This window comes from Streptomyces sp. V4I2 (genome assembly GCF_030817655.1).
GTDB lineage: Bacteria > Actinomycetota > Actinomycetes > Streptomycetales > Streptomycetaceae > Streptomyces > Streptomyces plumbiresistens.
The window spans coordinates 856,458-879,490 of record NZ_JAUSZM010000003.1 but is presented as its reverse complement, the minus strand read 5'-3'; the positions used below and the strand labels follow the sequence as shown (position 1 = coordinate 879,490).

Here is a 23,033-nt window from a genome sequence, read left to right as displayed (position 1 = left end):
GTCGAGGCCCTTGTTCCTGCCACCGCCGGAGGCACTTCCCAGGTGAAGCGCGCTATCGGGTTGTACCCCCGTGTCCGCGTCCAGGACGACGGCACCCCGAGTCAGTCAATCCGCAGACCTGTTCTTCAGGCCGAAACGGACGATGGCCCAATCGTCCTGGCCGACGACCTCGGAGTTGACCAGCCGTGTTTCATTTACGATGGGCTGTGATCCGACCGTGGCCTTTGGAACGACGAAGCGGAATGGCTGGGTGTCCTCCAAATCGCTACTGCTCGTTGACTCCCCCTCGTAGAACCGGCACTCACCCCACACCTCCATCGCTTCATCTCCAGTGGCAAGGAGCTTGGCATTCACGTCAACCTCCACCCTGCACTCGCCTCCCCACGTGAAACGCTGGGGAAGGTTTACGGCTTGATCGGTGAAGAGCAGGTGATCCACGACCCGCTCCTCGTGTATGAACTCGTCCGAACCGATGGTCTCAGCATCCCTGCCGTCGCAGCGAACCCTGCCCACGAGAGAGCGAACAGCCATGCCACTACCCCTTTCAACGAGTCGGCGGTTTGGGTTACTTCCATCCTGCTACGGAGGTGCCACACCTGCAAACGGGGTCATCCACTTGTAGTTGAACCTTCATTTCGTGAGTTCTTAAACAGATGAAACCGCGTCTTGTTCAACACATTGCCATCCATGCCCACTAGCCTCGCGCTTTCAAGAAGCGGAGCGCAGGATGAAGCCGGCGCCTCGCAGTCGGTTTTTGAGTTCGGCGAAGCCGTTCTCGATCTCCCAGCGTTGGTGGTAGAGCTGGGCCAACTGCCGTGCGGACACCTGACGGTGGTCGAGCAGGCTGGTCGCCAGGCGGAACTTCTCGGCATGGGGCGGCATGTCCTGGGACATCGGCGGACCGTCACGAAAGATCGAGGTTAACTTGGGAAGCCCTCACCATCACGGTGGGGGCTTCCCTTTTGAACGTATGAGTGACTAGTACTCCAGCTGTAGATCGTGATCTTCATGGGTGATGGGTGGCCTGCCGTTCGTAGTGGCAGACCCGGGACCGGGACCGGGACCGGGCTTGACCGAGAGAAGACGCGATTCACCACATCGACCCAGACATCGCTGTGCTCCGTCGGGTGATGTGCGACACGGGTCCGCCAGCTGATGTGCGACACGGCTGGATCGGCTCCCTGCGCCGGCGGCCCGTCGAGGACGGGCGTGACGAGGGCCCGGACTGGCGGACCGCGGCCACGGGGGCCTTTGGCACACAGTCGGCGGGACCCGCTGTGGACGGATATCACCAGTGCTGGTCAGCCTCCCGCGAATGCGGCGATCGCGTCCGCCAGGTCGCTGACCACGCGCTTGCGGTGGGACTCATGGGGATCGAGCGGCAGGTCCAACTGCAGGCCCATGAACGCGGCGTCCAGCAGCGCCACCGCGCGCCCCGCCCGTTCCCGCGTGCAGCCCGCAGCGACCAGATGGTCGGCGAGGGCTTCCACCCAGCGCTCGTTGGCCTCGCGGACAACCGACACGTAGGGCTCACGCCCGAGTAGACCCAGGGCGGCGGCCTCGACGTACACCCGGTGGCAGTGGTCGGACTCGTCCGAGGTGCTGGCCCGCCACAGGTCCAGGACCGCCGTGCGCACGCTCTGGGACCGCGGCAGCGCCCGGACGGCCTCGACCGACCGGTCGTTGGAAATCCGGAGCACGGTGGCGACGAGGTCGTCCTTGCCTGCGAAGTGGTAGAGCAGCATCCGGTCGCTGGTGCCGATCGCTGCGGCGAGGGGTCGCAGGCTCAGGCCGATCAGGCCGTGGTCGAGCACGTAGTCGGTCGCCAGCGCGGCCAGCTCCTCACGTCGCGCGGTGTTTCGGACCATGACGCCTCCTCGTCCCGTTGAGCCCGATTGTAGCGACTGCTACAGTCGTAGCAGTCGCTACACAAGAGGTGCGTCATGGGTTTGGCCTGGGTGCTGCTGTTGTCGGCCATCGGCGTCGAGGTCGCCGCGACCGCATCGCTGCCACGCACCGACAGCTTCCGCGACCCCCTCTGGACCGGGCTGGTGCTACTTGGCTACGCACTGTCGTACTGGCTGCTGGTCATGGTGATCCAGAACATCCCGGTTTCGGTCGCCTACGCGATCTGGTCGGGCCTCGGCACCGCCGGCATTGCGGTCATCGGCGTGCTGTTCCTCCAAGAGCGCCTCGACCTGGCCAAGGTCGCAGGGATCGCGATGATCATCGTCGGCGTCGCGGTCCTGAACCTGCACGAGGCGCACTGAGACGGGCACGTGTCGAGACAGCAAGCCTGGACTCCTGAGAGGTACGAGATCATGAGCATGAGCGAAGCGGAACTGGAAGCATTCCTCGCCCAGACCTTCCCCACCCCACTTGGTGTCATTGCAACCTTGCGTCGTGACGGATCACCACACGTCATCCCGGTCTGGTTTCGGTGGGACTCAGGCGCCGTGACGATCTGGACGACCGAAACACGCGTCTGGGTGCGCAACCTGCTGCGTGACCCGAGGCTTGCTTTCTCCGTCCAGACCTTCGAGGAGCCCTACCCAGCAGTCATGATGCGCGGAGGCGCGACCGTCGCGACTGCAAATGACGCCGCCACGGTCGAGCAGGCTCGGGCGATCGCCCGCCGCTACCTCGCCCCCGAGGACGTTGAGGGCTACGTTGCCCGCTGGTCGGACCTACGCACCATCGTCACGATCATCCCAGACCACATCGTGTCCTGGTCGGCCGGAGGCTGAGGCCTTATGAGCGAGGACCAGAAAGCTCCGCGTTCGCGAGACGACGATGACGGCTCTGCTCACCCTGGCCAGCGCGTTCACCTGCTACAAGATCCTGAACCGCCCGGGCCGGTTCTGAGTCGACCGACGGCGGTGCGTAGGTGGTCCCCGGGCTACAGGCAAGCCCAGTCCGTGGAATCGAAGGCCGCCGCCACGGACCGCATCAAGCTCCTGGAATTCCAGCTTAGATCGTGATCTTGCTGGTCGGAGCCGGTCCTGGAACGGCTACGGCCACCGGTGATCATCGGTGTGTGAAGACAGAAGATCAGAAGGTGGCCGCAGGTCACAGCATAGATCCTGCCCGCTGGCAGGACACGTTCGAGGTCCTGATGGGCCGTATTGCGGGGCGGTTTGCCCGGGTGGAACCGCGGCGGCGGGCACGGGAGTTCGTGCTCGGGCTCCTGTCGGACCTGCCACGCAAGAATTGCTGGACGCTGGCCGAGCACGCCGGGGATGCGACCCCGCACGGCCTGCAGCATCTCCTGTCGAGGGCGAAGTGGGATGCCGACGCGGTCCGTGACGACCTGCGCGGCTTCGTCGTCGAGGAACTGCACGACAAAGACGCCGTGTTGGTGGTCGATGAGACCGGGGACCTGAAGAAGGGCACGGCCACGGTGGGCGTGCAACGCCAGTACACCGGCACCGCCGGACGCATCGAGAACAGCCAGGTCGCCGTCTACCTCGCCTATTCCAGCCCGCGCGGCCACGCGGCGATCGACCGGGAACTGTATGTGCCGCGCTCGTGGACGCAGGATGCGACCCGCTGCCGGCTGGCCGGGATCCCCGAGGAGGTCGGCTTCGCCACGAAGCCTCAACTCGCCGCACGCATGATCAACCGGACCCTGGATGCCGGGATCCAGGCGCCCTGGGTGGCCGCTGACGAGGTCTACGGAGGCAATCCGCAACTGCGGGGCGCGCTGGAAGACCGCCAGGTCGGCTACGTCCTCGCGGTCGCCTGCGATCACCGGATCGCCACCCGGGCGGGCAAGGTACGGGCCGATGCCCTGGTCAAGAAGCTGCCGAAACGAGCCTGGCAGAAGCTCTCCGCAGGCGCCGGCGCCAAGGGGCACCGCTTCTACGACTGGGCCCTGGCCGACGTCGCCGACGACCGTCCCGGTCATCGCTATCTGCTCGTTCGCCGCAACCGTAGCAGCGGCGAACTCGCCTTCTACCGCTGCTACTCGGCCGACCCTGTTCCGCTGACCACGCTGGTGCGGGTGGCCGGGCGCAGATGGACCGTCGAGGAGACGTTCCAGACCGCCAAGGGCCTGGCCGGGCTGGACGAACACCAGGTCAGGCGTTGGACGTCCTGGCACCGCTGGGTCACCCTCACGATGCTCGCCCATGCCTTTCTGGCCGCGACCACCGCCCACGAACGCGGCCGCCATCCGGCCCCGGACGGGTTGATCCCGTTGACCTGCAACGAGATCCAGCACCTGTTCACCGCACTCATCACCGCCGTCCCACCAGCCGCACATCGCCTCGGCTGGTCCGACTGGCGACGACGCCATCAGGCCCGGTCCCGGGCCTGCCACTACGAACGGCAGGCCACCCATCACCCATGAAGATCACGATCTACAGCTGGAGTACTAGCGGCCGCGGGGAGCCGATTAGTCCAGCGGGTTCGGCTTGATGTCCACTCGGTCGGTGTCGAACCCCCGGCCCTTCCTCGTCGGGGGGCAGACGACCATGGCGGCGAATAGGAAGCGGTAGATCGCGTTCATGCGTGCGTAGTTCTGCTCCTTCTCCAGTCTCTCCCAGTTGGCTTCGGCGTCTGGGCCGGCGATCCCTTCCAGGACAGCGACAGGTCGTTGACGGTCTTCCGCTGCCGCTCCTTCATCCGCTTGACGATCGGTGTGCGCATGGCCTGGAAGTCGGCGGTCGTGAAGTCGTCGTCGTTGAGCCACATTTCCTTCAGCTCGTTCAGCTTGGCCCGGTCCATCTCGTCCGCCATGACATCGGCCTCGGGGCGTGTGGTCGCGGCGGGTTCGTAGCCAGAGGTGTCCAATTTGGTCAGCACCGTGATCGCGACGTCCCGCACGAAGTCCTCCAACGGCCCGGCCGAGACGGAGCGGTTGCACTTCTGCTGGTCGGTGTTGTCGGAGCGGGTGCAGCGGTAGTAGGCGTACCGGCCGCTGTTCGTGCCGCCCATGCGTGCGCCGCACGAGCAGGTGGCGACTCCGCGTAGGAGGTAGTTCCGAGCAGGGCGCTTCTTCGTGTCCTGGTGCTGCTGGGCGCGGTACTCCCGGAGCCGCTGGACCTCGTCCCACTGCCCCCGATCGATGATTGCGGACCATGCCCCGACGGCCACTTCTTCGCCCAGGTGGAACCGCAGCCCGGCCACGAAGTGGGACGCCAGCAGATGCCGAACGTTCTCGGGGTTCCACGCTTTCCCCTTCGACGTGGGGATGCCCCGGGCGACGAGGTCTTGAGCTATGACGTGCGGCGACTCCCCGTCCAGGTAGCGGCGGTACACCTCACGGACGATCTCCGCCTCTTCCTCGACGATCGCGTGGCCGTCTCGGGTGTAGCCGTACGGTCGGTTACCCACGTGTGGCCGACCTTCGCGGGCGTGGTCCTTCAGCGCGTCCTTGAGGCGGCGGGACGTGTCGTCGGAGGAGCGGCACGCGTGCGCGACCTCGATGCGGAGGATGAAGCGGTCATCGGGGTCCGAGAGATCGCGGCGGTTCGCCTCGCCATGGAGCAGGACGCGCTTGTCGTCGGCGATGGAGAGCAGCTCTTCGAGATCCTTGGGCTGCCGCATGAGACGGTCGGGGTGGTAGACGATGACGTGCCGGATCTCTCCGGCCCCCATCGCCCTCAGCATCGCTTCCCAACCGGGGCGCTTCCGGTCGCGCTGCCATGCCGAGCGGTTGTTGTCGACGTAGATGTGCGTCGGCTCGACACGGAGCTGGAGGCGTTCGGCGATCTCCCGGCAGATGCGTTCCTGTCGGTCGACGCCGGTCTGATCCTCGTCCCTGGTGTGAGAGATCCGGCAGTAGATAACCGCGGGCTCGCCGGGGGTGATGGCGGCCTTGGGTAACTCTGATCGGCTCATGACAAACACTGTATGAGCCGGGTATGACAACCCCGTCCGAAGGCGCGGCGATGCGCGCGACCCTCCCGGCGCGCCCTCGAAGGGAGTCGCCCTCGAGGAGACAGCAGGGGGCGGCGGGCCCACACACCTCTACCGTCCAGTAATATCGCGCGGCAGGTCACCAGAGGAGAAACCGTGTCACGGTCCGAACGCTCGCCCCTGCTACTCGCCGGCCTGTTGGCCGCCGCGGGTGTCGCCCACTTCGCCGCGCCGCGCTCGTTCGACGCGACCGTTCCGAGCAGCCTGCCGGGCACGCCCCGGACCTGGACGTACGCCAGCGGAGTCGCCGAACTGGCGCTGGCCGCCGGGATCGCCGCACCGCGCACCCGGCGGGCGGCCGCACGGGCCACCGCCGCGTTCTTCGTCGGCGTGTTCCCCGCCAACATCAAGATGGCCGTGGACTGGCGACACCGCCCCGCCCCTTTGAAAGCCGCCGCCATCGGACGGCTGCCGCTCCAGGTGCCCCTCGTCCTGTGGGCCCGCAGCGTCGCGCAGAGCGCGGAGGCCCGGTCATGAGCAAGCGTGTGGAGATCGGCGACAAGATCGAGGACTTCACGCTGCCGGACGAGACCGGCACGCCGCGCAGTCTGACCGACCTGCTCGCCGACGGTCCCGTCGTGCTGTTCTTCTACCCCGCCGCCCTCACCCCCGGCTGCACCGCGGAGGCCTGCCACTTCCGTGACCTGGCCGCCGAGTTCGCCGCCGTCGGCGCCCGGCCCGTCGGCATAAGCGGCGACGCCGTCGAACGCCAGCAGGAGTTCGCCGGACAGCACAACCTCGGCATGCCCCTGCTGTCCGACCCGGACGGGACGGTCCGGGAGCTGTTCGGGGTGAAGCGGGGCTTCTCCCTGGCACCCACCAAGCGGATCACCTTCGTCATAGCCGAGGACCGGACGCTCCTGGAGGTCGTCCGCAGCGAACTGCGGATGAACACCCACGCCGACCGGGCCCTCGACGCGCTCCGCGCCCACCGCGCCTGACGGACGGGACCCCAAAGGCCGCACGGACGGGGACCCAAAGGCCGCACCACGGTTGATGCCGTGCCGCAAAGGGACCATCCTGGACGATATGGAGCACGCCTCCGCTGCGGCGACCACCGATGCCCGAGGCATCGTGACGGGGTGGAGCGACGGTGCCCGGCGCCTGACGGGACACCCGGCCGAGGAGATCGTGGGACGCGCGGCACGGGAGCTGCTCGCCGAGGACCCCCCGGACCGGGCCGTGGCGGCCCTGACCGGCACCGTCGTACTGAGACACCGGGACGGTTCCCCCGTCCCGCTCCACCTGACGGCACACCCCGTGCTCGGCGGTGACGGCACGGCGAACGGTTACGTGATCACCGCCGACCCGCCCGGCGAGACGACGCTCGCCGGGCAGGCGTTCCAGCAGGCGTCCGTGTCCATGTCGGTCTTCGACACCCGGCAGCACTATCTGCGCCTCAACGACACGGCCTGCCGGGTGATGGGCGTGTCCGAGGACGTCCTGCTCGGCAGACCCTTCCCGGAGACCGTGGAGGACGCCGAGCACAGCCGGGGCTTCCACAGCAATCTGCGCCAGGTCGCCGAGACGGGCCGGCCGGTCCACTACGAGAGCTTCACCGGCGCGCCCGCCCTCAACCGGGAGCACGCCTGGAACATCGAGATGTGGCCGGTGCGGGACGCCTCGGGCGAGGTGACCGGAGTCGCCCTGGCGGCGCTGGACAGCAGTGACCAGTACTGGGCCCGGCAGCGCCTCGCGCTGCTGAACGAGGCGTCGGCCGCCATCGGCACCACCCTGGACGTGGTGCGCACCGCCGAGGAACTGGTGGAACTCCTCGTCCCGCGCTACGCCGACTTCGCCAGCGTGGATCTCCTGGAATGGGTCCTCGGGGCGGACGAACCGCCCACGATGCTCACCGGCGACCTCGTTCTGCGCCGCATCGCGCACGGCTCCGCCACCGAGGGCACACCGGAGGCCGCCGTACGTCTGGGCGGGGCGGACATCTATCCCGCGTACTCGCCGCCCGCGCGGGCGCTGAGGCAGGGGAGGGCGGTCCTCAGCCAGGCCGGCGAACCGGACTTCATGCGGTGGGTCGCCGAACGCAACGCGCGGGCCCCCGCCGGCCGCCCCCAGCGCAGAGGGGTCCACTCGATGATGGCGGTGCCGCTGCGCGCCCGCGGCACCACGCTGGGCGTCGCCGTCGGCGTCCGGATCGCCAACGTGGACGACTACGGAGACGACGACGCCGTCCTCGCCGAGGAACTCGCCAGCCGCGCCGCGGTCTGCATCGACAACGCCCGCCGCTTCGCCCGCGAACGCACCATGGCCCTGGCCCTCCAGCACAGCCTGCTGCCCCGCGGCCTGCCCGGCCAGGCCGCGGTCGAGGTGGCCCACCGCTATCTGCCCTCCGGGTCGATCGCCGGCATCGGCGGCGACTGGTTCGACGTGATCCCGCTCTCCGGCAGCCGGGTCGCCCTGGTCGTCGGCGACGTCGTCGGCCACGGCATCCCCTCCTCGGCGACCATGGGACGCCTGTGCACCGCCGTCCGCACCCTCGCCGACGTCGACCTGCCGCCCGACGAACTCCTCACCCACCTCGACGACCTCGTCACCCACCTCGCGTCCGACGACACCGACGAGGAGGCCGCGGAACTTGGGGCCACCTGCCTCTACGCCGTCTACGACCCCGTCTCCCGCCGTCTCACCGTTGCCGCCGCCGGCCACACCCCCCGCCGGCCCTCGTGCTGCCCGACGGCACCACACAGCTCATCCCCGTGGCCGCGGGTCCCCCGCTCGGTGTCGGCGGCCTGCCCTTCGAGGCCAGCGAAGTGGAACTGCCCGAAGGCTCGGTCGTCGCCCTCTACACCGACGGGCTCATCGAGGACCGGGACCGCGACATCGACCACGCCATCGACGAACTGTGCCGCGCCCTGACCGCCCGCACCGAGACCCTCGACGCCCTGTGCGACACCGTGCTGAAGGCCGTACTCCCGGAGGAGCCCGGCGACGACGTGGCCCTGCTGCTGGCCCGCACCCGGGCGCTGGGCGCGGACCAGGTCGCCACCTGGGACGTGACGCCGGACCCGGCCCACGTGGCCGCGACCCGGCAGGCCGCCACCGAGCAACTCACCGAGTGGGGACTGGACGAGGCCGCCTTCGTCACCGAACTCGTCGTCAGCGAACTGGTCACCAACGCGATCCGCTACGGCGAACCGCCCATCCAGCTACGGCTGATCCGCGACCGCACCCTCATCTGCGAGGTCTCCGACGGCAGTTCCACCTCCCCGCACCTGCGCCGCGCCCACGCCTTCGACGAAGGGGGCCGCGGACTGCTCCTGGTCGCGCAGCTCACCCAGCGCTGGGGCAGCCGGCAGACCGGCAGCGGCAAGACCATCTGGGCCGAGCAGACACTGACTCCGGAGTGATCAGTCGAAAGGCACTGATCACTCGAAAGGCAGTGAGTCTCGCGAGCGGCTCAGTCCTCCCGGTCCTCGGCGCCGACCTGGGCGAGCGTGCGGCCGGAGCGCACGGAACGGGCCCGGCGCGGATCCGGCGTGCCGTGCCCCTGGGCGCGCCCCTCGGCCTTCTTCACCAGCAGCCAGGACTCGTCGTCGCCCCGGAACCGGGTCAGGGCGTACGTGCCGTGCAGCTTCGCACCGTGCAGCCGGAACATCGCGTGCCCGTGCTCCAGCGACTCCCCGAAGTCGACGGGCCGGCCCTTCCGGTCGTGGCTCAGCGGCTCGTACGTGCCGTGGTCCCAGACGATGACCGTGCCGCCGCCGTACTCGCCCCGCGGGATCACGCCCTCGAACTCCTCGTACTCCAGCGGGTGATCCTCGGTGGGCACGGCGAGCCGCTTGTCCTTCGGGTCGGCGGAGGGGCCCTTCGGGACCGACCAGGACTTCAGTACGTCGTCCACCTGGAGCCGGAAGTCGAAGTGCAGGGTCCTCGCGTCATGGATCTGCACGACGAAGCGGGGCTCCTCGCCGGACGAGGCCTGTCGCCCGCGTGGCTCGGCGGTCCGGCCGAAGTCCCGTTTGCCGTGGTAGTCCCGCAGCCGGTCGCGCTCGCCCACCGTCGGCTCCTTCCCGGGCGTCCCGTACCACCGGGCCGCCCTGTCGTGCGGGCCTCCGAGTACCCCGCCGACGAGTCAGAACTCCTCGTGCGTCTCAGGGTCACCGCCGATCCGCCGAGGGGCGCGGTCGGCGATCGCCGCCATCTGGGCGGCGTCCAGTTCGAAGCCGAAGACGTCGAGGTTGTGGCGCTGCCGCTCCGGGTCCGCCGACTTCGGGATGGGGATCGCGCCGAGTTGGACGTGCCAGCGCAGCACGACCTGCCCGGGCGTCACCCCGTGGGCCTCGGCGACCGCGACGACAGCGGGGTCGTCCAGCAGAGTTGTGCCCCGGCCCAGCGGGCTCCAGCTCTCGGTGACAATGCCCTTCTCGGCGTGGAAGGAGCGCAGCTCGTCCTGTGGGAGGAAGGGGTGCAGCTCGATCTGGTTGACGGCGGGCAGGACGCCGGTCTCCTTCTCCAGCCGTTCGATGTGCTCTGCCGTGAAGTTGGAGACGCCGATCGAGCGGACCAGCCCCTCCTCGCGCAGCCTGATCATGGCCTTCCAGGAGCCGACGTACTTGTCGACGCGGGGGAGCGGCCAGTGGATCAGGTACAGGTCCACCTGGTCGAGGCCGAGGCGGGTGCGGGACTCCTCGAAGGAGGCGAGGGTCTCCTCGTAGCCGTGATGGCGGCCGGGGAGCTTGGTCGTCACCACGATCTCCTCCCGGGGCACGCCGCTGCCGGCCACGCCACGGCCGACGCCGGTCTCGTTGCGGTAGTTCGTCGCCGTGTCGACCAGGCGGTAACCGGACTCCAGCGCGCCGCGTACCGCCTGCTCCGCCTGCGTGTCGTCCATCGGCCAGGTGCCGAGGCCGAGGGCGGGGATCGTCGTACCGTCGTTGAGGGTGTGGGTCGGGATGCTGATCACTGCGGGACCTTCCCTTGACTGTGTCGTGCATCCAGGGTCAGGGACAGGGACAGCAATGATCAACCGGACGGGCGGGGTGCAGGGAGGTGTCGCGCGTGTGGGATGTGCGGGTGGTGCTGATCGGGGGACGTCCCACGCCGGGAAGAGGCGGAGTGGGAGATGCACCCGCACGTCGCCGAGCACTACGCGACTCTCGACGTCGACGACCTGATCCGTTCGGTCCTCGACCACTACGCCCGCCTGTGGCCGCGCATCGAGGAACTGATCACCGACCGCGCGACCGGCGACGGCCCCGGCCTGGTCCTGGAGGGCTCCGCGTTGTGGCCCACCCGCGTGACCCGGCTGACCGTCCCGCGCACCCGGGCCGGGAACAGTACTTGGTGGACAAGTTCCTGTCCCGTACCCGGCGTTATCAGCAGCTGATGCGCGACGAGGGCCACGGCCTGGCGCACATCGACACGTCCGGGCGCTCCGTCGCGGGCGTGGCGGACGCGGTGCTGGCTGTCGTACAGGCGGGACGAGGCCCTGTCGCCAGGCCCGCCGAACGCTGTCACGATCTCCCTGGAACCGGCCCGACCCGGGCCGGCGGGGACGGACCATCGGAGCGCGCATGACGACGGACAGGGCCACCGCGGACCGCTCGCACGAGGGGATCGAGGTGAAACCGGTCGCCGGACACATCGGAGCCGAGATCACCGGCGTCGACCTGGCCGGCGGCCTCGACGACGCCGTGGTCGCCGCGATCCGGGCGGCGGTGCTGCGCTGGAAGGTGGTGTTCTTCCGCGGGCAGCGGCTCGATCACGCGGGGCACATCGCGTTCGCTCGCCGCTTCGGCGAACCGGTCGTGCTGCGCAAGCGCGGCGGCGCCTCGACGCCGGACTTCCCGGAGATCGAGACGACCGCCGACCGGCTGGAGCTGGGCGGCAGGTTCGGCATGGAGCACGACGAATGGCTGCAGCGCCGACGGCACACCCTGCTGCGCGGCTGGCACTGCGACCACGGCGCCCGCGTCGACCCGCCGGCCGCCACGATCCTGCGCGCGGAGACCGTCCCGCCGTACGGCGGCGACACCACCTGGTCCAACCTGGCGGTCGCCTACGCCGGACTCTCAAGCCCGGTAAGGGAGTTCGTCGACGGGCTGCGCGCCGAGCACCGGCTCGGCGTGGGCTACCAGCCGCGGCCGGGCGAGGACGCGTACGTGCGGCATCTGCTGGACCATCAGGTCGCGTCCCTGCACCCCCTGGTGCGCGTCCACCCGGAGACGGCGGAGCGGATCCTGTACGTCAACGGCTACTACGTCGAGCAGATCGCCGACCTCTCCCGGGCCGAGAGCGCCGCGATCCTGGAGATGCTGCTGGAGCAGGCGACCCGGCCCGAGTACACGGTCCGGTTCCGCTGGGAGCCGGGCAGCGTCGCCTTCTGGGACAACCGGGCCACCATCCATCTCGCGCCCGGTGACAACGCCCACCTCGGCTTCCCGCGGACCATGCACCGGGTGATGCTCACCGGAGACGTCCCGGTCGGAGTGGACGGCAAGCCGTCGGAGCCGATCACCGGCACCGAGCCCGGGCGCTGGTGACCGTGCTCAGACGCCGGGTCGCCACCCCAGCGCCGGGCCCAGCTTCGTCGCCATGTCGGTGAGGATCTGCACGTAGTCCTCGTGCTCGAAGGTGAACGGCAGCGCGAACGCGACCTCGTCGACCTCGCGGAACGCGGCGTGCGCGTGCAGCCGTTCGGCGATCTCGGCCGACGTGCCGACGATGTCCGGGGCGAACATCAGACGGGCCGGGCCCTGCGGCGTCGCCGTGCGAGGAGTGCGCTTGGCCGCGTACTCCTCGTACTTGGCGCGCTGCTCGGGCGAGGCGGAGTCGGTGGGGATGACGACGAGGCCCTGGGAGACGCGGGCGGCCTCGCCGTCGGGGTGGGCGGCGCGGAAGGCGCGGATGTGGGACAGCTGGATCTCGGCGAAGTCCGGTGCCCCTTCGGCCCCTTCGGCCCTTTCGGCCTTGACGACGCTGCTGACCAGGAAGTTCATACCGTGCTCGCCGGCCCACCTCGCCGAGCCCAGGCTGCCGCCGCCGTACCAGAGGCGGCGGCCCAGCCCGGGGGAGTGCGGCTGCACCCGGTCACTGAACACCTCGAACCCCTCGACCCCGCTGAAGTCGGTGGCCGGCTCACCGCGCACGAAGCCCAGCAGCCGCCGCACCCGCTCGTAGCTGAAGTCCTCGGCCTCCGCCGTGTCCGGGTACAGGGCGCCCTTGACCTGGTCGTAGTGCATGGGCGGGCCCACGCTCACCCCGGGGTTGAGGCGGCCGCCGGACAGCAGGTCGACGGTCGCCAGGTCCTCGGCCAGCCGCAGCGGGTTCTCCCAGCCCAGCGGGATGACCGCGGTGCCGAGCTCGATCCGGCGGGTGCGCTGCGAGGCCGCCGCCAGGACCGCCACCGGCGACGAGATGCCGTACTGCAGATGGCGGTGGCGCAGCCATGCGCTGTCGAAGCCCAGCCGCTCGCCCAGCTCGATGATCTCCAGCGTGGACTCGTGGCCCCGGCGCGGATCCGCCTCGTCGAACAGCCCGATGGTCAGGAAGCCCAGCTTGCGCAGCGGTCGAGAAGTCGGCGGCACGGGCTCCTCCAGCGGTCGTGTCGTACAGCGGTCGGGTCTGGATTGTCGCAGGCGGTGAAGGGACGGCTGCGATCAGGTCAGCGGGATGGTGATCTCGTCCTCGACCGGTGGATCGATCTCCTGGGCGCGGTTGCCGGTGGCCGCGTAGCAGCGCAGCCGGATCGTCTCCGGCGTGACGTCCAGGCGCAGGAAGCACTTGAAGAACGGCGGGCTGTACGTGGCCGAGCTGGGCGAGAACAGCTGCGTGTAGATCTTGCGGACCGGGAGCCGGAACCGCGAGGTCCGGTCGGGGCGGCCGCCCGCGCCCAGCAGGCCGGCCACCAGACGGGTGCGCCGGGTGATCCGCGTGGGCTCGCCGGGGGTACGGGTCGGTGTGATGCCGAGCCGTTCGGCGATCACGGCCGTCGCCTCGGCCTCGGTGAGGGTGAAGAAGCGGCGCAGGCGCAGCCGACGGCCGTACAGCCTGCTGTAGAAGGCGAGGGAGTCGCCGCGCAGCGGATAGCAGCGGAAGTCCTTCTCGGTGACGTTCGCGACCGAGATGTGGGGGATCGTGTGGGTGGCGTGCATGAACGCGCCGCCGCCGCCCGCGACGACGTACTGGATGGTGCGGCCGTCCACCTGCACCGGGTAGCGCTGGTAGTTGTGGATGTCGCCGCCAATCGCCGCCACGTAGTGGTGGTCGGGGTCGCGCACAATGTCGTCGACCGTGCCGCCGCCGTCGATCGCGCACGGGTGGTGCTCGCCGTCCACGTACAGGGGCGACCCGGTGATCAGGATCTTCGGGCGGGGGCCCTGGGAGACCTCGCGCAGCCAGGCGCCCTGTTCGGCGTCGAGGGTGCCCAGCAGGCCCGTGTCGATGCCGATGATCCGCACCGGTCCGGCGTCGACGGCCCAGTACGGGCCGGGCTGGACGGCCTGTTGGGCGGCCGCGGAACGCAACGCCCGTACCTCGTCGAGGCGTTGGCCGTCGTTCGCGCGAGGCCGGTGCCACAGCAGGGACCGCAGCCAGGCGCGGGTGAGGGGGCGGGGCCTGCGTTCCGGTTCGAGGGGCGGGGCGTCGTCGCAGAAGACCCGCATGAAGGCGCCGAGGTCCTCGTACCAGTCGTGGTTGCCGGGTATCGCGTATATGGGCGCCCGGTAGTCCTGGTACGGGCGGAAGAACTTCGTGCCGTAGTCGTCCGCGCTGCCCACCGGGTAGATCACGTCACTGGCGACCACCGCGAACCGCGTGTCCTGACCGACCTTCAGGAATCCGGGCACGACCGCGTACTGGGGATCGTCGCCCTCGCCCGTGTCGCCGATGACCATGAAGGAGAACCGGTCCGGGTCGTCTCGCCGGATCACCTTGTCGGCCGGTGCGCCGGCCGCCGCCCGCTGCTCGACCCACCGGTTGCGGGTACGGGCGGTGGGGTCCCCGAACCAGGAGGCCACGACGCCGTTGCGGGCGGCCCAGAGCATCCGCGGGTCGAGCCAGGAGATCTTCTCGACCTTCTGCGGCATGAGTTGCTGGTACGCACCGCGTTCCGCGGAGCCCCAGCCGGCGCCTTCGGCGGTATCACGTGAGGAATCAGACACCGGTGCACCGTAACAACGATCTAGAATCGGACGGGAGTTGGGTCAGCTCACCGGCGGCGGGTGCGCGGTGGAGTCTCGTACGGCTGTCGCGGTCGCGGTACGGCACCGGCCGTGCTCCCGAAGACGGAGCGCGGCGGTTCGGCGGGCGCGGGCGGCGTGGCTCGCCCGAGCCGTGCGGACCGGCTCCAGTCGCCGTCGCCCAGGACCAGCAGCGGGTCGAACATCACCACCACACCCGCGAGTACGAGGAAGACGACCGGCCCCAGCAGCATGGGCAAGAGCAGCGAGTGGGGTGAGTCGCCGGCCCAGGTGCCGCTCCCGGTGCCGTGCAGGTGAACACTCACGGCGGCCATGCCCGTGTAGTGCATCCCGGACACGGCCACGCCCATGATCAGGCTGGCCCCGAGACTCGTCAGGAAGCCGCGGATCGTGACGGCCGCCCACAGGGCCGCCGTGGCGGCGACGATCGCGATCAGCACCGAGAGCGCGACGACGAGCGGGTCGTAGCGCACGTCTCCGTTCAGGTGCATCGCGGCCATGCCCAGGTAGTGCATGGCGGCGACACCGAGTCCGGTGACGACGCCCGCGGCGGACAGCGCGACCGGGCTCGCACCGCGATAGCCCACGATGAACACGCCGATGCCGACCACCACGATCGCCACGGCCAGACTGAGCACCGTCAGGCTCACGTCGTAGCGGATCCGGGTCTCCTCGACCTGGAAACCGATCATGGCGATGAAGTGCATCGTCCAGATGCCGCAGCCGATCGCGGCCGCGCCCAGCGCCAGCCAGCCGGCCTTCCACGACTGCGTGTCGAGCAGGGACCGGACCGTGCAGCGCAGCCCCAGCGCGCCTCCCAGACATGCCATCACATAGGCCACCACCGGGGTCACTAACCCATAGCGGAACCCGTCAACCGTGCCTTCCATATGCCAACTCCCCCCGAGTCATGGCCTGAGGGGGGAAGAGTTACGGGTAATGGCTGCGTATAGCAAGCGGTTCCTGAAGGTAACCCGGGGTAAGGGGTCAACTCACCTGCGGCAGGGTTGAACTTCGGTCAGGCAAGGGCGAGTTCCGGCCAAACCGGCTCTTGGGAGCGCCCGGGTGGGACACGCTCCAAACACACCTACCCCGCGTGACACCGCCGTCAGAAGGTGCGCTTCAGGAGGTCGAGCAGGGCCGCCCAGTGCCGCTCGTCGGCCGCGCGGTCGTACGTGTCGGTGTCGGCCTGCGTGAAACCGTGGTGCGCGCCGGAGTAGACCTCGCAGGTGTGGCGGACGCCGGCCGCGGTGAGCGCTTCCTCCAGGCGTTCCATCTGCTCGACCGGCAGCGACGGGTCCTGGTCTGCGTGCCCGAAGTACAGCTCGGCGGTGATGTCGCCGGCCACCAGATGCGGGCTGTCCGGGGCGTCGGTCGCCAGCCGCCCGCCGTGGAAGCCGGCCGCGGCGGCGACCCGGTCCGGGTAGGTGCCGGCGGTGAGGAGAGCCAGCCGGGCGCCCATGCAGTAGCCGGTGACACCGATCGGGCCGTCGGCGGCCACCGGCGAGTCGGCCAGCAGACGCAGATACGCGTCCGCGTCCCGCATCGCCAGTTCCGGGGTCAGCGCCGCCATGATCGGGCCGATCCGCTCGAAGAGCTTCGGCCGCGTCCCCTCGTCGATGAACTCCGGCAGCTCCGCCACGGGCGCCCGCCCGTCCCGGTAGAAGACGTTGGGCACCAGCACCGTGTAACCGGCCTCGGCCAGCCGGTCGGCCATGGACGTCAGCTGCGGCCGCAGCCCGAAGGCGTCCATGTAGAGCAGCACGGCCGGATGAGGGCGGCCGTCACCGGGATGTGCCAGATAGGCGTCGGCGGTGCCGTCGTCCGTGGTGATGTCCACTGCGGTTCCCTGTACGGCGGTCATGGCTGGGGCTGCCTCTCTGGGGGAGTGTCGGCCGGCTGAACCGTCCGGGCGACCGAACGGATCATGGGCATCGTGACACGCCCGATCAGGGGCACCTTCCGCGCCCCTGGTCCCCTGACCTCGCCGTGAACACCGCTTGAGGAACCCGTTACTCGAACCGTGACGTGTCGCCCGCGCCCTTTCGTACGATCTCGGCCTCGCCGCTGGAGAAGTCGATGACCGTCGTCGGCTCGGTGCCGCAGTCCCCGGAGTCGACCACCGCGTCCAGCACGTGGTCCAGCCGGTCCTTGATCTCCCAGCCCTGCGTCATCGGCTCCTCCTCCTCGGGGAGCAGCAGCGTGCTGGACAGCAGCGGCTCGCCGAGCTCGGTGAGCAGGGCCTGGGTGACGACGTGGTCGGGGATGCGCACGCCGACCGTCTTCTTCTTCGGATGCTGGAGCATGCGTGGCACCTCCTTCGTCGCGGGGAGGATGAAGGTGTAGCTGCCGGGCGTCGACGCCTTGATCGCGCGGAAGACGTCGTTGTCGATCCGTACGAACTGGCCGAGCTGCGCGAAGTCCTGGCACACCAGGGTGAAGTGGTGCCGGTCGTCCAGCCGGCGGATCGTCCGGATCCGGTCGATGCCGTCGCGGCTGCCCAGTCGGCAGCCCAGTGCGTAGCAGGAGTCCGTCGGATACGCGATGAGCGCGCCGGAGCGGACGCTGTCGGCGACCTGGGAGATGGTGCGCGGCTGCGGGTTGTCGGGGTGCACGTCGAAGTACTTGGCCATCTCTCGAGCTTATGCCGTGCGGGGTTGCGGGCCGCGCAGGCCCGGGTGCGGGCATGGTGTGCCGGTCGCGGGGTTGGCGTGGGTGGGATGGTGTGCCGGTCGTGGCAGCGGTGTGAGCGTGGCTATGAGGGCAGCGCGGGGCCGGGGCGGCATGGTGTGCGGGTCGGGGGGTTGGTGTGGGTGGGATGGTGTGCCGGTCACGGGAGCGGTGTGAACGCGGCCACGAACTCCGCCACCTCGGGCCGGGCGTCGTCGGCGCGCCACACCAGGGCCAGCTCCGCCGGTGCCAGGCCCCGCAGGGGGCGACAGATCACGTCGGGGCGCGGGTAGAGCCGGGCGTTGCCCTCCGCCAGCAGGGCCACGCCCAGTCCGGAGGCGACGGCCTCGAAGGTGTCGGCGGGAGATGTCACCTCGGTGCCGATCCGGGGCTCGAGGCCCTCGCGCGCGTCGGTGGCCAGCCAGAAGTCCCGCACCGGTCCGGCCGAGCGGGGCAGCGCCGCGAAGGGTTCGTCGGCGAGGTCGGCGAGGTCCACCGCCGGCCGGGCGGCGAGCCGATGGCCGGCCGGCAGGGCGACCCAGCGGTCTTCGCGGACCAGCGTGCGCGAGACGAGGCCGGGCACGGGAAGCGGCAGCCACAGGAACGCGACGTCAGACCCTCCGTCGCCGAGACCTGCGGTCGGATCCTCCCAGCTGACCAGCCGCAGGGAGATCCGCCAGCCCTGGTCCCGGAACCGGGCCAGCGCCTCGCGCTGCAGGTCACGGCCGACGGCCGTCTGCATGCCGACGGTGAGCGAGAACGTCGGACCGGCGGCCCGCGCCTCCCGCCAGGCCTCGTCCCAGGCCGCCACCAACTTCCGGGCCTTCGGCAGCAGAGCCTGCCCCTGGGGCGTCAACACGACCTCGCGAGGCCTGCGCTCCAACAGCGGAAAGCCCAACTGCCGCTCCAGCACCCGGATCTGTTTCGACTGTGAGGATGATCGGGTGCCGTTCCGGGCGGTGGCCTGACCCGTGTTTCGACTGGCGTTGTTGCCTTGGCGTTGATCTGTCGGCCACTGCCTGGAGCGGTACTCGCTGCCGCCGGGCAGGGGACGTGTCCCGATAGGGGCCTTCGCGACAGGCACCGTCACAGTCTTGACCGCCCCGGCCCGGCGACGGCCACCGGCACCCGAGGCGATCAGGAGACCAGCGGCCTTGACCAGGATCACGCAGCCCACGGCCCCATGTCACGTCCCAGCCGAAGCCGAGGAGGACATCCTGCTCGGTGTTGACACCCACAAAGACGTCCACGCCGCGGCCGTCATCACCACGCTCGGCGCCGTTCTGGACGGCCGCAGCTTCCCGGCGACCGCCGAGGGATATCGTCAACTTCTGTCCTGGGCACGCTCGTTCGGCAGGCTGCGGCGAGCCGGGGTCGAGTGCACCGGCTCCTACGGCGCAGCCTTGACGCGACACCTGCGGGCCGAGGGCATCGAGGTGACCGAGGTCAACCAGCCCGACAAGGCCGCCCGGCGGCGCCACGGCAAAACCGACGCCGTCGATGCCGAAGCCGCCGCCCGCGCCGTGCTGTCCGGTCGCGCCACCGCCGCAGCGAAGACGAGTGACGGCCCAGTGGAGATGCTGCGGCTGTTCAAGCTGGCGAAGGGGTCCGCGATCAAGTCCAGGACCCAGGCCATCAACCAGCTCAAGAGCGTTCTGGTCTGCACCGATGCCGAACTTCGCGAGTCCCTGGCAGGGCTGAGCAACCCGAAACTATTCCAACAGTGCGCTCTACTCGCGCAGTCGGAAGTCTCCGGGCCGGCAGGGGCCGCGCGGCACACCTTGCGACTGCTGGCCCGCCGCATCCAGCACCTGACCGAGGAGATCAACGACCTCAACAAGCGGATAACAGAAGCGATCCGAGCAAGAACTCCGGGCCTGCTCGACGTCCACGGCGTCGGCCCGGACACCGCAGCAGCCCTGCTCATCTCGGCCGGTGACAACCCCGAACGCCTCGACAGCGAGGCATCCTTCGCCGCCCTGTGCGGCACCAGCCCGGTCGAGGCATCCTCCGGCAAGACCCAGCGCCGCAGACTCAACCGCGGCGGCGACCGCCAGGCCAACGCCGCCCTCTACCGGATCGTCCTCAGCCGCCTGCGCTGGGCAGGCCCTTCCCAGGACTACCTGCAGCGACGCCTCGCGGAGGGCAAGACCAAACGCGAGATCATCCGCTGCCTCAAACGGTACGTGGCACGAGAGATCTACCGGCATATCGCCCCCGCAAACACCGCGGCACACCCCACGAAACCAGCCCGAGACGCCGCTTGACATCCATAGGGGCATCAACGCGGGCTGCGAGATGAAGAGCTTCTGGGCCGCCACGGTGAAATGCAGATGCTCCGCGAGCACCGTGAAGTACCGAAGGTCGCGCAGATGAACGTCCATAACCAACGGTTATAGCGCTAGGTCTTGGACGACGGCAGGGAACCGGGGACAGGCTGGGGCCATAAGAGACCGCAAGTCACAGCAAGTGGCCGAGACGACAAGAGACCGGACACCAGGAGCAACCCGATGACCACCCTGCCCCGCCGTTTCCTCGGCGACCTCGAGACCTCCGCGATCGGCTTCGGCGCGATGGTGCTGTCACCCGGCATGTACGGCGAGATCGACGACGAGCGAGCCGTCGCCGCACTGCGCGCCGCACTGGACGAGGGCGCCACCCTGATCGACACCTCCGACGGCTACGGCGCCGACGGCCACAACGAACGAGTCGTCGGCGAGGCACTCAAGGGCCGCCGGGACGGCGTGGCCGTCGCCACCAAGTTCGGCTTCCGCGTCCCCGAGGGCGCCGAGAGCCACCGCTTCCCGGTGTCGTACGCCTTCGGCGAGCTCGCCGTGAACGCCGAGCCGCGCTACGTACGCGGGTACGCCGAGCAGTCGCTGCGCAACCTGGGCACCGACGTGATCGATCTGTACTACCCGCACTTCCCCGACCCGCAGGTCCCGCTGGAGGACACCGTAGGCGCCGTCGCGGACCTCGTGAAGGACGGCCTGGTGCGCCACCTGGGTCTGTCCAACGTCACGGCCGACCAGCTGCGCCGGGCCCACGCGGTCCACCCGGTCGCCGCGGTGCAGACCCAGTGGTCGATGTGGCAGCCCGTCGAGCCCGAACTGCATGCCGCCGCCCGGGAACTGGGCGTCGGGATCGTGGCCTGGAGCCCGCTGGGCGGCGGCTTCCTGGCCGGCACCGTGCAGAACCTCGCCGAGGACGACTTCCGCCGCAACATCCCGCGCTTCGACGAGGCCAACCTCAGGACCAACAACGACCGTTACGCCCCGCTGCGCGGCATCGCGGCCGACCTGGGGCTGACGCCGGGCCAGTTGGCGCTGGCCTGGCTGCTGCACCAGGACGACCACGTGGTGCCGATCCCCGGCAGCCGCACCCCGGCCCACATCGCCGAGAACCTCTCCGCCGCCCGCGTCGACCTGCACGACGACACTCTCGCACGCGTCGACGAGGCCTTGGCCGGCTTCGCCCCCCAGGGAACGGGCTCGGTGCTCACCTGAACCCAGCCACGGCGAGCGGCCTTGACTCTCCCGACGACCACCGGCACGTTCGCGTGGGCGACAGGACGAGCGCTCGCACAGGCGGGCGTCCGGCAGGGGTGAGGTAACGTCCCTGACCGAAATGCCGGGTGATGCGATGGGCGAGGAGAGGGCCGACGTGGCTGGCCGAGAGGACGGATTCCGTCACCCGGAGGTGACGGGCACGGACGCGGCATGGGCGCAGGAGTTACTCGACCAGCTGCGGCCGACCGGGCGCGACGTACGCCGGGTCGTCGCGTGGCTCGCCGACGCCGTGCGCGGCGAGGCCTCCCTCCAGGACGGCGCCGGCGCGCTCCTCGGCGGCACCCCGGTGCGCCTGGACGCGGATCGTGACGCGGGCCTGGTCGCGGACATAGTCGCCGGGCGTATCGCCTCCGCCGCATGGGAGGGGGAGGGCCGGCACCTGCGGCTGGTCAGGGTGGAGCGGTCGGTCCCGTCGTCGGCCGGCGTCCTCGCGGTGGCGCGCACGACGCCGTTCGACCGGCGGGCGTCCGACATCGTGACGCACACCGCGCAGGTCGTCGAGCTGCTGCTGCGGGCACGTGAGTCGACCGTCGCCGGACGCCGGCTGGAGCGGGCGACCTCCGATCTGCGGCTGGCGATCCTGCAACTGCTGATGGTGGAGGACACCGTGTCCGCCCGCCGGGTCGCCGCGGGCCTGTGGCCGGGGCTGCTCGACACGGACACCGCCTGCGTCTACGTCCTCGAAGGCGACGCCGAGGAACGCGACCGCATCGCCGAGGAGTGCCTCGCGGCGATCCAGGATCAGGCCCTCGTCGTGCGCTGCCCCGCCATGGACGGGCACGTGATCGTCGTGACCCCCGGGGACGCGGTCGGTGAGGCCCTGCGATCGTTCATCGGGCGCAACCCCGGCGTCTTCCTCGGCGGCAGCGTCCGGCAGAGCCTGGCCCGCACCGCCACCGCCTACGGGCAGGCCGTCAGCGCCCTCGCCGTCGCGCACTTCCGGCCCGACAAGGCGGCCGTCTACGCCGAACGCACCCACCCCGAACGCCTGATGGACCCCGTCGCCCTGCGCGACTGGACCGCCCGGGTGCTGCGCCCGCTCGACACCCTGCCGCACCACACCCGCGCCGAACTCCTCGCCACCACGCGGCTCGGGCTGGAGTTCACCGCCGTCAACGCGGCGAAGGTCCTCGGCGTCAGCCGCAACACCGTCCGCGCCCGGATGGAACGCGTCGAAGGCATGCTGGGCACCGACTTCTCCGACCTGACCGTCCGCGCCGCCGCCCACCTCGCCCTGAACACCCAGGTCGGCCTGGCCGAGATCCCGGCCGCGCGGGGCGCGGAGCAAACCGCCCCCACCCGGCTCGCCGACCTTCTCGCCGGGACCGCGGTCCACACGTGGGCGCACGACCTCCTCGGCCGGCTGGACGCCGACGCCCGCGACCTGCGCCGGACGTTGCGCACCTGGATCGCGGCCGGCGGGAACTCCGAACGGGCCGCCCAGACACTCGGGATGCACGCGCAGACCGTGCGCGAGCACGTCCGCAGCGCGGAACCCGTTCTCGAACGCCGACTGCTGGCCGCCGGCAGCGATCTCTACGAGGTCGTCCTGGCCCACCTGGTCCTGGGCGACCTCGAACCGCCCGTCCTCGACCGGGCGAAACCGGGCCATCCGGACTCACCTGTGCACGGGTGAGCCCTGTGCACGGCACAGCGGGCATCGACGCGATTCACATCTGTTCCGTTTCACACGTAAGTTCTAGGCACCGCGGGG

Annotated in this window: 22 protein-coding genes and 2 pseudogenes; 11 read left to right on the top strand and 13 right to left on the bottom strand. The window is 70.0% G+C overall.

What is annotated here, in order from left to right; translation table 11 throughout:
* Positions 1 to 105 precede the first annotated feature (105 nt).
* The 3 genes from QFZ76_RS04935 to QFZ76_RS04925 form a co-directional block, all read right to left on the bottom strand.
* Entirely contained in the window at positions 106 to 531 is a 426-nt protein-coding gene (locus QFZ76_RS04935; RefSeq protein ID WP_307672525.1) for a hypothetical protein, read from the bottom strand.
* A gap of 177 nt (positions 532 to 708) precedes the next feature.
* Positions 709 to 894 (bottom strand): transposase, encoded by a 186-nt coding sequence (locus tag QFZ76_RS04930; protein WP_307672524.1) that lies wholly within the window; start codon positions 892 to 894, stop codon positions 709 to 711.
* A 407-nt stretch (positions 895 to 1,301) separates the two neighbouring features.
* The gene (locus tag QFZ76_RS04925; RefSeq protein ID WP_307672523.1) at positions 1,302 to 1,868 is read right to left on the bottom strand and encodes a TetR/AcrR family transcriptional regulator; all 567 of its coding nucleotides are present in this window, start codon (positions 1,866 to 1,868) and stop codon (positions 1,302 to 1,304) included.
* Positions 1,869 to 1,943: 75 nt separating this feature from the next.
* Here QFZ76_RS04925 and QFZ76_RS04920 point away from each other — a divergent pair, with 75 nt between their 5' ends.
* The 3 genes from QFZ76_RS04920 to QFZ76_RS04910 all read left to right on the top strand — a co-directional run bounded on the left by QFZ76_RS04920 (position 1,944) and on the right by QFZ76_RS04910 (position 4,351).
* Positions 1,944 to 2,270: a multidrug efflux SMR transporter gene (locus QFZ76_RS04920; protein ID WP_307672522.1), complete on the top strand. Its 327-nt coding sequence runs from the start codon at positions 1,944 to 1,946 to the stop codon at positions 2,268 to 2,270.
* Positions 2,271 to 2,321: 51 nt separating this feature from the next.
* Positions 2,322 to 2,747 (top strand): TIGR03618 family F420-dependent PPOX class oxidoreductase, encoded by a 426-nt coding sequence (locus QFZ76_RS04915; RefSeq protein WP_307672521.1) that lies wholly within the window; start codon positions 2,322 to 2,324, stop codon positions 2,745 to 2,747.
* Between the two features lie 368 nt (positions 2,748 to 3,115).
* On the top strand, positions 3,116 to 4,351 hold the full coding sequence (locus tag QFZ76_RS04910) for an IS701 family transposase (RefSeq protein WP_307679931.1): 1,236 nt from the start codon (positions 3,116 to 3,118) through the stop codon (positions 4,349 to 4,351).
* A 155-nt stretch (positions 4,352 to 4,506) separates the two neighbouring features.
* Here the strand turns inward: QFZ76_RS04910 and QFZ76_RS04905 are convergent, their stop codons facing one another.
* The gene (locus QFZ76_RS04905; protein ID WP_307672520.1) at positions 4,507 to 5,844 is read right to left on the bottom strand and encodes a recombinase family protein; all 1,338 of its coding nucleotides are present in this window, start codon (positions 5,842 to 5,844) and stop codon (positions 4,507 to 4,509) included.
* 174 nt (positions 5,845 to 6,018) lie between these two features.
* On the opposite strand from QFZ76_RS04905, the gene QFZ76_RS04900 reads away from it, so the two are divergent.
* The 3 genes and pseudogenes from QFZ76_RS04900 to QFZ76_RS04890 all read left to right on the top strand — a co-directional run bounded on the left by QFZ76_RS04900 (position 6,019) and on the right by QFZ76_RS04890 (position 9,287).
* Positions 6,019 to 6,399: a DoxX family protein gene (locus tag QFZ76_RS04900; RefSeq protein ID WP_266446094.1), complete on the top strand. Its 381-nt coding sequence runs from the start codon at positions 6,019 to 6,021 to the stop codon at positions 6,397 to 6,399.
* Entirely contained in the window at positions 6,396 to 6,863 is a 468-nt protein-coding gene (locus QFZ76_RS04895; protein ID WP_307672519.1) for a peroxiredoxin, read from the top strand. Before QFZ76_RS04900 ends, QFZ76_RS04895 begins: the two co-directional genes overlap by 4 nt.
* Positions 6,864 to 6,951: 88 nt before the next feature.
* A pseudogene (locus QFZ76_RS04890) lies at positions 6,952 to 9,287 on the top strand (SpoIIE family protein phosphatase).
* Between the two features lie 50 nt (positions 9,288 to 9,337).
* Here QFZ76_RS04890 and QFZ76_RS04885 read toward each other — a convergent pair.
* Positions 9,338 to 9,937 (bottom strand): DNA polymerase ligase N-terminal domain-containing protein, encoded by a 600-nt coding sequence (locus tag QFZ76_RS04885; protein WP_307672518.1) that lies wholly within the window; start codon positions 9,935 to 9,937, stop codon positions 9,338 to 9,340.
* Between the two features lie 75 nt (positions 9,938 to 10,012).
* Positions 10,013 to 10,843: an aldo/keto reductase gene (locus QFZ76_RS04880; RefSeq protein WP_307672517.1), complete on the bottom strand. Its 831-nt coding sequence runs from the start codon at positions 10,841 to 10,843 to the stop codon at positions 10,013 to 10,015.
* Positions 10,844 to 11,002: 159 nt separating this feature from the next.
* Between QFZ76_RS04880 and QFZ76_RS51660 the strand changes: the two genes are divergently transcribed.
* Together QFZ76_RS51660 and QFZ76_RS04870 are read left to right on the top strand one after the other, a co-directional pair.
* Positions 11,003 to 11,266, top strand: coding sequence for a hypothetical protein (locus QFZ76_RS51660; RefSeq protein ID WP_373464263.1), 264 nt, complete (start codon positions 11,003 to 11,005; stop codon positions 11,264 to 11,266).
* Positions 11,267 to 11,453: 187 nt separating this feature from the next.
* Positions 11,454 to 12,422, top strand: a complete 969-nt coding sequence (locus tag QFZ76_RS04870) for a TauD/TfdA family dioxygenase (protein WP_307672516.1) — start codon at positions 11,454 to 11,456, stop codon at positions 12,420 to 12,422.
* A gap of 6 nt (positions 12,423 to 12,428) precedes the next feature.
* On the opposite strand, the gene QFZ76_RS04865 is transcribed toward QFZ76_RS04870, so the two are convergent.
* From QFZ76_RS04865 to QFZ76_RS04840, 6 genes are all read right to left on the bottom strand, one after another.
* Positions 12,429 to 13,466 carry an LLM class flavin-dependent oxidoreductase gene (locus QFZ76_RS04865; RefSeq protein WP_307672515.1) on the bottom strand — a complete coding sequence of 346 codons (1,038 nt, stop codon included), beginning with the start codon at positions 13,464 to 13,466 and terminating at the stop codon, positions 12,429 to 12,431.
* A 72-nt stretch (positions 13,467 to 13,538) separates the two neighbouring features.
* Positions 13,539 to 15,041 carry a metallophosphoesterase gene (locus tag QFZ76_RS04860; protein WP_307672514.1) on the bottom strand — a complete coding sequence of 501 codons (1,503 nt, stop codon included), beginning with the start codon at positions 15,039 to 15,041 and terminating at the stop codon, positions 13,539 to 13,541.
* Between the two features lie 47 nt (positions 15,042 to 15,088).
* Complete coding sequence (locus tag QFZ76_RS04855; protein ID WP_307672513.1) at positions 15,089 to 15,970, bottom strand: MHYT domain-containing protein; 882 nt, start codon at positions 15,968 to 15,970, stop codon at positions 15,089 to 15,091.
* Positions 15,971 to 16,188: 218 nt separating this feature from the next.
* The gene (locus QFZ76_RS04850; protein ID WP_307672512.1) at positions 16,189 to 16,944 is read right to left on the bottom strand and encodes a dienelactone hydrolase family protein; all 756 of its coding nucleotides are present in this window, start codon (positions 16,942 to 16,944) and stop codon (positions 16,189 to 16,191) included.
* Positions 16,945 to 17,092: 148 nt separating this feature from the next.
* Complete coding sequence (locus QFZ76_RS04845; protein ID WP_307672511.1) at positions 17,093 to 17,713, bottom strand: L-threonylcarbamoyladenylate synthase; 621 nt, start codon at positions 17,711 to 17,713, stop codon at positions 17,093 to 17,095.
* Positions 17,714 to 17,910: 197 nt separating this feature from the next.
* Positions 17,911 to 18,834 carry a LysR substrate-binding domain-containing protein gene (locus QFZ76_RS04840; protein WP_307672510.1) on the bottom strand — a complete coding sequence of 308 codons (924 nt, stop codon included), beginning with the start codon at positions 18,832 to 18,834 and terminating at the stop codon, positions 17,911 to 17,913.
* Between the two features lie 70 nt (positions 18,835 to 18,904).
* On the opposite strand from QFZ76_RS04840, the gene QFZ76_RS04835 reads away from it, so the two are divergent.
* A complete protein-coding gene (locus QFZ76_RS04835) occupies positions 18,905 to 20,017 on the top strand; it encodes an IS110 family transposase (RefSeq protein WP_373464262.1) in 1,113 nt (370 codons plus the stop codon).
* Between the two features lie 15 nt (positions 20,018 to 20,032).
* On the opposite strand, the pseudogene QFZ76_RS04830 reads toward QFZ76_RS04835, so the two are convergent.
* Positions 20,033 to 20,134: pseudogene (locus QFZ76_RS04830) on the bottom strand (LysR family transcriptional regulator); the annotation flags it as partial.
* Between the two features lie 126 nt (positions 20,135 to 20,260).
* Here QFZ76_RS04830 and QFZ76_RS04825 point away from each other — a divergent pair.
* Both QFZ76_RS04825 and QFZ76_RS04820 read left to right on the top strand, forming a co-directional pair.
* Complete coding sequence (locus QFZ76_RS04825) at positions 20,261 to 21,256, top strand: aldo/keto reductase (protein WP_307672509.1); 996 nt, start codon at positions 20,261 to 20,263, stop codon at positions 21,254 to 21,256.
* A gap of 157 nt (positions 21,257 to 21,413) precedes the next feature.
* Positions 21,414 to 22,955: a helix-turn-helix domain-containing protein gene (locus tag QFZ76_RS04820; protein ID WP_307672508.1), complete on the top strand. Its 1,542-nt coding sequence runs from the start codon at positions 21,414 to 21,416 to the stop codon at positions 22,953 to 22,955.
* Positions 22,956 to 23,033: the final 78 nt, after the last annotated feature.